This window comes from Actinoplanes sp. NPDC051851, from assembly GCF_040681165.1.
In the GTDB taxonomy this organism is placed as follows: Bacteria; Actinomycetota; Actinomycetes; order Mycobacteriales; family Micromonosporaceae; genus Actinoplanes.
Map to the genome: position 1 here is coordinate 1 of NZ_JBFAYF010000128.1, position 8581 is coordinate 8581.

Annotated in this window: 9 protein-coding genes; 8 read left to right on the top strand and 1 reads right to left on the bottom strand. The window is 73.6% G+C overall.

The genetic code is table 11. The features are described 5' to 3' along the window. Positions 1-177: 177 nt before the first annotated feature. The 7 genes from AB0M08_RS46625 to AB0M08_RS46655 all read left to right on the top strand — a co-directional run bounded on the left by AB0M08_RS46625 (position 178) and on the right by AB0M08_RS46655 (position 6336). On the top strand, positions 178-603 hold the full coding sequence (locus AB0M08_RS46625) for a hypothetical protein (RefSeq protein ID WP_364508562.1): 426 nt from the start codon (positions 178-180) through the stop codon (positions 601-603). A gap of 82 nt (positions 604-685) precedes the next feature. Beyond that, the gene (locus tag AB0M08_RS46630; protein WP_364508565.1) at positions 686-1525 is read left to right on the top strand and encodes a hypothetical protein; all 840 of its coding nucleotides are present in this window, start codon (positions 686-688) and stop codon (positions 1523-1525) included. Next, on the top strand, positions 1522-2175 hold the full coding sequence (locus tag AB0M08_RS46635) for a DUF4129 domain-containing protein (RefSeq protein ID WP_364508568.1): 654 nt from the start codon (positions 1522-1524) through the stop codon (positions 2173-2175). The genes AB0M08_RS46630 and AB0M08_RS46635 overlap by 4 nt, the downstream gene beginning before the upstream one ends. Continuing rightward, the gene (locus AB0M08_RS46640; protein ID WP_364508570.1) at positions 2172-3527 is read left to right on the top strand and encodes a DUF4350 domain-containing protein; all 1356 of its coding nucleotides are present in this window, start codon (positions 2172-2174) and stop codon (positions 3525-3527) included. Before AB0M08_RS46635 ends, AB0M08_RS46640 begins: the two co-directional genes overlap by 4 nt. After that, entirely contained in the window at positions 3524-4492 is a 969-nt protein-coding gene (locus tag AB0M08_RS46645; RefSeq protein WP_364508573.1) for a MoxR family ATPase, read from the top strand. Before AB0M08_RS46640 ends, AB0M08_RS46645 begins: the two co-directional genes overlap by 4 nt. Before the next feature lie 7 nt (positions 4493-4499). Further along, positions 4500-5816: a DUF58 domain-containing protein gene (locus AB0M08_RS46650; protein ID WP_364508575.1), complete on the top strand. Its 1317-nt coding sequence runs from the start codon at positions 4500-4502 to the stop codon at positions 5814-5816. A 130-nt stretch (positions 5817-5946) separates the two neighbouring features. Continuing rightward, positions 5947-6336: a response regulator gene (locus AB0M08_RS46655; RefSeq protein ID WP_364508578.1), complete on the top strand. Its 390-nt coding sequence runs from the start codon at positions 5947-5949 to the stop codon at positions 6334-6336. Here AB0M08_RS46655 and AB0M08_RS46660 read toward each other — a convergent pair. Beyond that, positions 6311-7264 carry a LysR family transcriptional regulator gene (locus AB0M08_RS46660; protein WP_364508581.1) on the bottom strand — a complete coding sequence of 318 codons (954 nt, stop codon included), beginning with the start codon at positions 7262-7264 and terminating at the stop codon, positions 6311-6313. The two genes, AB0M08_RS46655 and AB0M08_RS46660, sit on opposite strands and share 26 nt — an antisense overlap. Before the next feature lie 73 nt (positions 7265-7337). Here AB0M08_RS46660 and AB0M08_RS46665 point away from each other — a divergent pair, with 73 nt between their 5' ends. Beyond that, positions 7338-8417 (top strand): EamA family transporter, encoded by a 1080-nt coding sequence (locus tag AB0M08_RS46665; RefSeq protein ID WP_364508583.1) that lies wholly within the window; start codon positions 7338-7340, stop codon positions 8415-8417. Positions 8418-8581: the final 164 nt, after the last annotated feature.

The window sequence follows — 8581 nt, forward strand, 5'->3', positions numbered from 1 at the left end:
GCGGGCTCGGCGGGCTCGGCGGGCTCGGCGGGCTCGGCGGGCTCGGCGGGCTCGGCGGGCTCGGCGGGCTCGGCGGGCTCGGCGGGCTCGGCGGGGAGCAGCGTCGCAGACCGGCTTCGAGGGCGGGCGGATGATCTTGGGCGGTTCCTGTCGTACCCCCGACCTATGATCGCCCGCATGTATGCGCTCTATGCCTGGGGAAACTTCATCGACGAGGTCCATCTCGACGAGCTGCCGGACTGGCTGGATCCGGCCGTGCTCCGTGGGGAACGCACCGACCTCGGCGACAGCCTGACGATCCTCGATACCGGAAACCTGCAGGTGGACGGGCCGGGGACGTGGTTCAGGGTGGACGACGAGCTGGTGCTCGGGCGGGATCTGCTCGGGCGGGATCTCTCCGGTGCCGACTGGCACGTCGCGCACATCCGGGTGAAGACCGACGGCACCATGGAGGACGCGCTGCGGATCGTCGCGACGATCGAGGAGGAGAACGACTTCGATCTCGAGGAGGACGGCTGGGCGGACCTGCTCCCGGAGGGCGAGTGCGTCCGGGGTTGGGAGGACGCCCACGGCCAGTGGGACCTGGCCCTCGTCAAGCTCTGACCACCGCGACAGCCGGGGTGACGGCCGGGCGGCGCGGGGTGGGACCGCGCCGCCACACAGTGATCTCCTAGGATCTCCGGCCATGGGGGGAGAGGCCGGTGCGATCCTGCCGTTGCGAGCGACCACTGTCGGTGAGTCGCTCGACGGTGCGGTCGCGCTGCTACGACAGCGGGCGCTGCCGATGCTCGGCGTGGGCGCCGTGCTGGCGGCCGGCGAGCAGATCCTGCTCCACCACCTGCGCGAGCGGGCCGGGTTGACCCCACCGTTCTACTGGGTGAACGACGACGCGGCCGCCTGGTGGTCGGTGGTCGTCACCGGGCTGGCGCTGGAGACGGCGATCATCACTCTGCTGGGTGGCTACGCGGGCGCGGCCGTCGGGCCGGCACTGCTCGGACGGCCGGTGCGGCACCGGGCACTGTGGCGGCACGCGCGGATCCCGAGCGCGGTGCTCGTCGCGATCATTCTCGGGCAGCTCGCCTGGCCCGGCGGGTACGTGCTGTTCGGCGCGGTCACCGTCTACGCGCTCTTCGGGCTGGCCACACCGTCGATGGCGATGGAGGGGTACGGCAATCCGTTCCGGGCGCTGGTCCGGTCGGCACGGCTCTCCTCGCGCGGCGGCATGCGGGTGGCCCGGATCCGGATCCTCGGCTACCTGACCTGGCTGGCGGTCCGGGCCGGCCTGGGCATCGGCTGGTACGCGGTGGCCTCGCTCGCCGCCGACATGTCCGGCCGGACGTGGATGGACTGGGTGGTCCCGGTCGCCTGGGCGCTCGCCAACACCGTGGCGTACCCGGCGCTGGCCTGCCTGGACGCGGTGCTGCTGGTCGAGGCGCGGATCCGGACCGAGGGGCTGGACATCGCGGTCAACCGGAGCCGGGCGCTCGGCGGGGACGACGCGGCGGTCCTGGCGGTCACGCGGTGACCCGGGGCTACGACGAGTTCGTGGCGGCGCTCTTCGACGCGCTGTCGCCGCAGTTCACCCTGCTTCTGCTGCTGGTGATCACGGGTCTGACGGCGGCGCTCTGGTACTTCTGGCCGGCCTGGGTGCCGCGCCGCCTGCCTCGACTGCGCCTGCGTCTTCCGCGGGTCCGGTGGCCCCGGCTGCGCTGGCCCCGGTTCCGCCTTTTGAGGGGCCGGAAGCGGGTTGCGGGCGTACGGAAGCGAAAGAAGCAGGAAGCGAGTCACCGGGCGGAACCGGACACCGAGCCCGGGGTTGACGTGGTGGCCTCGCCGCAGGCGGGCGGTTCGCTGGCCGACCGGCTGGCGGCACAGGGGCGGTTCGCGGAGGCGATCCGGGAACGGCTGCGGGAGACCGTGACCGATTTGACCCGGGCCGGAGTGGTCACGCCGCAGCCCGGGACGACCGCCGCCGAGCTGGCCACCCTGGCCGCGACCAGGCGTCCGGCGGTGAGTGCGCCGCTGACCGGTGCGACCGCCCTCTTCTCCGAGGTCTGGTACGGCCAGCGCCCCGCATCGTCGGGTCACGATGACCGGATGCGCACACTGACCGCGGAGGTCCGTGACGCGCTGCACGCGCCCGCCGTCCATCCCCCGGTGGAGGAGCGGCCATGACCGTTACCGATACCCGTCCCAACCCTGTGCCCGGCAACCCTGCGCCGGTGCCCGCGGCCGCGGCACGCACGCCGAGGGGCCGCCGCTGGCTGCGCGTCGCCATCCCGGTCGTCGCGCTGTTCACGCTGGTCACCGGCACGCTGATCGTGCACGCGACGCAGCAGCCGGACCCGGAGGGCACCGGCTATCTCAGCCCGTCGAGCACCGCCGGGACCGGGTCGGGCACGCTCGCGGAGCGGCTGGCCGCACGGGGCGTGACCGTCGACAGGGAGACCAGCACCGCGGTGGCCCTGGACGTCCTCTGGTCCGGCGGCGAGGTGCCCACCCTGTTCGTGACCACCCCGAGCCTGGCCGATCTCGATCGGATCTCCCACTACGGCGCCGTGCCGGCCGGCACACACGTGGTGGTGGTCGCGCCGACCGCCGCGGACCTGGACGAGGCGAGCGGTACCTGGCCGGTCGAGATCAGCGGCGGCAACCGCTGGACGGCCGCCGCTCCCGCACCCGGATGCGACGACCCGATCGCGCTCGCCGCCGGACCGGCCGCCGTCGAACGCATTCACTATCAGTCAGCGAACGCCACCTCCTGCTACCGCGGTGGGCTGGTGACCTTCGTCTTCAACGGCGCGACGGTCACCGTGGTCGGCGCGGCCGACCCGTTCCGCAACGACCGGATCGGCGAGCACGGCAACGCGGCCCTCGCCGTCGGCCTGCTGAGCCGGACCCGGCGGGTGGTCTGGCTGGACGTGCACGACCGGGAGACGCCGCCCGCCTACGTCCCGCCCAGCGGCGACGGCGACGCGACCACCGACCCGTACGCGACCGAGACCGCGACGCCGCAGGCCACCGGCACCGACGGCACCGGCAGTACCGGCGGCACCCCGGGTGACGGCGGCACGGGCACCGGCACCGGGCCGGAGGCGGAGGAGAACCCGCTCGCCGACGCGTTCCCGCCGGCGGTGTGGGCGACCCTCGCGCTCTTCCTGCTGTTCCTGCTCGCGCTCGCCGTCGCGGCCGCCCGCCGCCTCGGCGCGCCGGTGCCGGAGCCGCTGCCGTCGCGGGTCGCCGGTAACGAGACCATGCTCGGTCACGCCCGGCTCTACCAGCGCGCCCGCGCCCGCACCGAGTCGCTCGACATCCTGCGCGCGGCCGCCCGGCGACGGCTCGCCGAGCATCTCAATCTGCCGCCCGGCGCGGGCATCGCCGCGATCGCCGAGCACGCCGGCCTGGTCGAGGCGGACGTGCAGACGATCCTGGGCGGCGGATTCCCGGAGAACGACGACGAGCTGGTCGCGGCCGCCACCGCGGTGCAGGACCTGGTACGCGAGATCATCGAAGGAGACCGTTCGTGACCACCCCCGATTCCTCCCATGAGGCCCGGCAGACGCTGGGCCGGCTGCGCGCCGAGGTCGGCAAGGCCGTCGTCGGCCAGGACGCGGTGGTCGGCGGTGTCCTGGTCGCGCTGCTCTGCGGCGGCCACGTGCTGCTCGAGGGCGTGCCCGGGGTGGCGAAGACGCTGCTGATCCGGACCCTGGCCACCGCGCTGGACCTGGACACCAAGCGGGTCCAGTTCACCCCGGACCTGATGCCCGGCGACGTCACCGGCTCGCTGGTCTACGACGCGCGGACCGCCGCGTTCAACTTCCGGGCCGGGCCGGTCTTCACCAACCTGCTGCTCGCCGACGAGATCAACCGGACCCCGCCGAAGACCCAGGCGGCGCTCCTGGAGGCGATGGAGGAGCGCCAGGTCAGCATCGACGGCGAGCCCCGGCCGCTGCCGCAGCCGTTCCTGGTCGCGGCGACCCAGAACCCGATCGAGTACGAGGGCACGTACCCGCTGCCGGAGGCCCAGCTGGACCGGTTCCTGCTGAAGCTGAGCGTGCCCCTGCCGCAGCGCGACGCCGAGCTCGACGTGCTGCGGGCCCACCACCGGGGCTTCGACCCGCGGGACCTGAAGGCCGCCGGGGTGACCGCGGTCGCGGGCGCCGCCGAGCTGACCGCCGGGCGGGCCGCCGTACAGCGGGTCGAGGTGGCCGAGCCGGTGCTGGCCTACATCGTCGACCTCTGCCGGGCCACCCGGGTCACCCCCGCGCTGGAGCTGGGCGCGTCCCCGCGAGGGGCGACCGCGCTGCTCGCGGCGTCCAAGGCGTACGCGTGGCTGAACGGGCGCGAGTACGTGGTGCCGGACGACGTGAAGGCGTACACCCTGCCGACGCTGCGGCACCGGGTCCGGCTGCGCGCCGACGCCGAGCTGGACGGCGTCACCGTCGAGTCGGTGCTGGCCGGGGTGCTGGCCACCGTGCCGGCGCCGCGCTGAGCCGGCCGTGGTCACCCGGCGCTTCGCCGTCCTGCTGGCGATCGGCCTGCCGCTGCCCGCGCTGCTGCCCGCCCCGTGGCTCGCCGTGCTCGGGGTACTCGCCGTCGCCCTGCTCCTCGCCCTGCTCGACCTGGCCATGGCCGGGCCGCTGACCGGGGTACGGCTCCAGCGCGACGGCGACCGTACGGTCTGGCTCGGCGGCACCGCCGTCTGTTCGTTGACGGTCACCAACGATTCCACCCAGTTCTCCCGCCTCAGCCTGCGGGACGCCTGGGTGCCGTCCGCCGGGGCGGGGCCGCTCTTCCACCGGCTGCTGCTCGCACCGGGTGAGTCCGAGCAGGTCAGGACGGTGCTGGTGCCGACCCGGGCCGGGGACCGCCCGGCGATCCGGGTGACGCTGCGCTCGCACGGGCCGCTCGGGCTCGCGTACCGGCAGCGCCGCCAGGCCTGGTCGGACCGGCACACGCCGCGCTGGACGCTGCGGGTGCTGCCGCGCTTCCCGTCCCGCCGGATCCTGCCGGAGAAGCTCGCCCGGATCCGGGTGATCGACGGCTCGGTGGTCACCCGCGGCCGGGGCCACGGCACCGAGTTCGACGTGCTGCGCGAGTACGTGATCGGCGACGACGTGCGGAGCATCGACTGGCGGGCCAGCGCGCGCAACCACGACGTGGTGGTCCGCACGTGGCGGCCGGAGCGCGACCGGCGGCTGGTCTGCGTGCTGGACACCGGGCGTACCTCGGCGGTACGGATCGGCGACGTGCCCCGCCTGGACGCCTCGATCGACGCCGCGCTGCTGCTCTCGGTGCTGGCGGCGCGCGCGGACGACCGGGTGGACCTGCTGGCGATGGACACCGCGGTACGCGCGCGGGTGGAGGGCGGCGGTCACCGTACCCAGCTGCCCCGGCTGATCGACGCGATGGCCGGGCTGGAACCGGCGCTGGCCGAGACGGACTTCTCCCTGCTGGCCCGCGAGATGCTGCGCCGCGACCGGAAGCGATCGCTGCTGGTGATCTTCACGGCCCTGGAGATCGCCCCGATGATCGAGGGCCTGCTGCCGGTCCTCCCGAGGCTGGCCGCCCGGCACAAGGTGATCGTCGCCGGGGTACGCGACCCCGCGGTCTCCACGCTCGCGGTGCTGCCGGCCGGGGCGCGGGCCGCCGACGTGCACACCGCCGCGGCCGCGGAGCGGGTACTGGCCCAGCGCGACAAGGTCCGGGACGTGCTGAGCCGCTCGGGCGCGACCGTGGTGGACGCCGACGCCGGTGCCTTCGCCAGCCGGGTCGCCGACGTCTACCTGCTCCTCAAGGCCACCGGACGGCTCTGACACCCGTTTGGCGACCTTGCAACCCGCTCGCACCCGTTCTGCACTCGGTCGCTTCTACAACGACGCCGAACAACATGCTGGGACACGGTCGCCATTCCGGCAGCCGGCCGACAGGAGCGAGCCCACCTTGATGACGACCCACCCACTGGTCCTGATCGCCGAAGACGACCGGGACATCCGGGACCTGCTCTCCTACACGTTCGAGAAGGCGGGGTTCCGCACCGTCACCGCCGACGACGGGCGGAGCGCCGCGGAGATCCTCATCCACGACCACCCGGCGGCGATCATCGCCGACGTGCGGATGCCGAACCTGACCGGAACCGATCTCTGCCAGCTGGTCCGCCGCGACCCCCGGCTCCGGGACATCGCGATCGTGCTGCTCTCCGCGAACATCCAGCCCGAGGACATCACCGAGGGGATGACCGCCGGGGCCGACCGGTACTTCACCAAGCCCACCTCGCTGCACCACCTGGTCGAGGAGGTCGAGGAGGTACTCACCCGCCATCTCCACGACCGATGAGCCCACCATCCGCACGACCGAGGAGCCGGGCCTGCTCCCGGACGACGCGGACCAGAGCGGTCAGCGCCGTCTCCTGACGGCCCTGCCGGGTGACCATCACCAGGCGGCGGCCGAGGGCTGCCTCGGCGACGTCGCGGAAGGCGAGCGCCGGGTCGGACTCCGGCAGCGCGAGCCGGGGCAGCAGGGCGACCGCACCGGTGGTCCGCACCAGCTCCAGCTGGACCTCGGCGTCGTAGACCCAGTGCCGCAGGTCCGGTTCGTAGCCGCCGAGCGAGCGGCAGGTGCCGAGGACCATCGCGTGGTGGCCGGTCCCCTCGACCGTGGAGATCCACGCCTCGTTCCGCAGCGCGGCGATCGGCACCGGGTCGCCACTCGCGGCGAGCGGGTGCGCCACCGGCAGGATCAACCGCATCGGCTCCTCGTGCACCACCTCGAACCGCAGGCCGTCCGGGCGCGGGCGGGGATGGCCGTCGTACTCGTCGCTGATCACCAGGTCGACCGCGCTGAGCCGCAGCTCGGGAAGGGCCTGTTCAAGTTCCACTTCCAGGACCTCCAGGCGTACGCCGGAATGGTCCGCCATCATCCGGGCCACCGCCGGGACCAGCAGCCGACGGGCCGCCGACTGCACGCCGGCCACCCGGACCGTGCCGCGGACCTCGTCGTTCAGCGCGGCCAGGTCGGCGCTCGCCGCCTCGGCCGCGGCGAGCAGGATCCGCGCGTGCCCGGCGAGCAGGTGACCGGCATCGGTCAGCCGGACGCCGCGGCCGGCCTTCTCGAAGAGCCGCGCGCCGGCCTCCTTCTCCAGCACGGTCAGCTGCTGGGAGACCGCCGACGGGCTGTAGCCGAGGGCGGTGGCGACCGCGCCGAGGGTGCCCCGTTCCTCGAATTCCCGCAGGAAGCGGAGCCTGCGCAGATCATGCACGACCATGCACAAATCCTAATCGGTCAGCTCCAGAAATCATCACTGGACCTGAACGGTCGGCGGCCCGATGCTCAGCCTCATGGGTCCGCTCCTCTGCCTCGTCTCCGCCGCCGCGTTCGGCGCCACGTCGATCTTCGGCAAGCTCGCCTACCAGGCGGGCGTCACCCCCGGCACGCTGCTCCTCGTCCGTTTCGCCCTCGCCGCCGCCGTCCTGGCGACCCTGCTGCGCTTCCAGTCCCGAACCCGGGCCCGCCTCACGCCCGGCGCCGTCCTGACCGCTCTCGGACTGGGCGCGATCGGGTACGCCCTCCAGGCGATGCTCTACTTCGAGGCCCTGCGGCGGCTGGACGCCTCGCTGCTCTCGCTGATCCTCTTCACCTACCCGCTGATGGTCACGGTCGGCGCCGTCCTGCTCGGCCGCGACCGGCTCACCCCACGGCGGGTCGGCGCGCTCGCCGCGGCCTCCGGCGGCACGCTGCTCCTGCTGGCCGGCAGCACCGGCGCCGCCTTCGACCTGACCGGCGCCCTGCTCGGCTTCGGCTGCGCGGTCACCTACACCGTCTACATCCTGATCTCCGACACGGCCGTACGCCGGATCCCACCGGTCCAGCTCTCCGCCCTGATCATGACCGGCGCCACCGCGACGATGGCCGTCTACGCCCCGCTGACCGGGGGCGCCGACTTCGGTTTCCGCCCCGAGGGCTGGTTCTGGCTGGCCTGCATCACCCTGATCTCCACGGTGGTCGCGATGTTCACCTTCCTGGCCGGCCTGCACCGCACCGGCCCGTCCACCGCGGCCATCCTCTCCGGCTCCGAGCCGGTCATCGCCACCATCCTGGCCGCCACCATCCTCGGCGAGTCCTTGACCCCGTTCCAGCTGGCCGGCGGCGCCCTGGTCATGGTCTCCGCCGTGGTCCTCCAGCTCCGCACCCGCCCCGCCGACCAGCCCACCGCGACGCTCAGCCCCACCGAGCAGCCCACCGCGACGCTCAGCCCCGCCGAGGCCACGACACCGGCCCCGGAACCGCCCGTCACCACCGGTGCCGATCCGCAGGACACCACCGGCCGGGGCGATGCCACCGGCCGCACCATCACGATCACCATCCCCGCGGTCCCGCCCACCACTCCCGCCACGCCGAAGCAGGTCGAGACCACATAGAACGCACGGCGGGGTCGCGGGGTGGGCGTTCTCGGTCGTGGTCCGGGTCGGGGGTTATCCACAGCCGGAGTTTGTCCACAGGGCCCCGGGCCAAGATCACTGTTATGTGCCACTGTTCCGTTAGGGATGGGGGTTTCCCCCGGTCGGGGTGGGCCCCGACCGGC